Below are 597 nucleotides of genomic sequence, written 5' to 3' on the forward strand. Positions count from 1 at the left end.
CCCGCCCTACGACTCGTTCAATCTCGGTGACCACGTGGGTGACGAACCGGCGGCGGTCGAGGCGAACCGTCGCCGCCTCGCCGCGGCGATCGGGCAGCCCTACGAGCGGCTGGTGTGGATGGAGCAGATCCACAGCCGCAACGTCACCGTCGTGGACGGCCCGGTCGACGGCCCGGTGCCCGCGACCGACGCCCTGGTCACGCGCGAGCCCGGCCTCGCGCTCGTCACCCTGAGCGCGGACTGTGTGCCGGTGCTGCTCTCGGACGAGGAGGCGGGCGTGATCGCCGCGGTGCACGCGGGCCGGATCGGCGCCCGCGTGGGCATCGTTCCCCGCGTCCTGGACACGATGGTCGAGCTCGGTGCGCACCGCGAGCGCATCGGCGCGTTCCTCGGGCCCGCCGCGAGCGGACGCCGGTACGAGGTGCCCGCCTCGATGCAGGCCGACGTGGAGGCGCACCTGCCCGGCAGCGCCACCCGCACCGTGCGGGGCACGCCCGGGCTGGACCTGCGCGCGGGGCTGCGCCGGCAACTGCGCGCGCACGGCGTCGTGGCGGTCGCGGAGGATCCCCGGTGCACCATCGAGGATCCGACGTTGTT

Annotated in this window: 1 protein-coding gene; it reads left to right on the top strand. The window is 75.0% G+C overall.

The annotated features are described in order from the left end of the window. Positions 1-597 (top strand): peptidoglycan editing factor PgeF (gene pgeF, locus CQZ88_RS16630; RefSeq protein ID WP_102800051.1); only part of this gene is annotated, 597 nt, incomplete at both ends.

It is taken from the genome of Rhodococcus sp. ENV425, assembly GCF_002887785.1.
Taxonomy (GTDB): Bacteria; Actinomycetota; Actinomycetes; order Mycobacteriales; family Mycobacteriaceae; genus Rhodococcus; species Rhodococcus aetherivorans.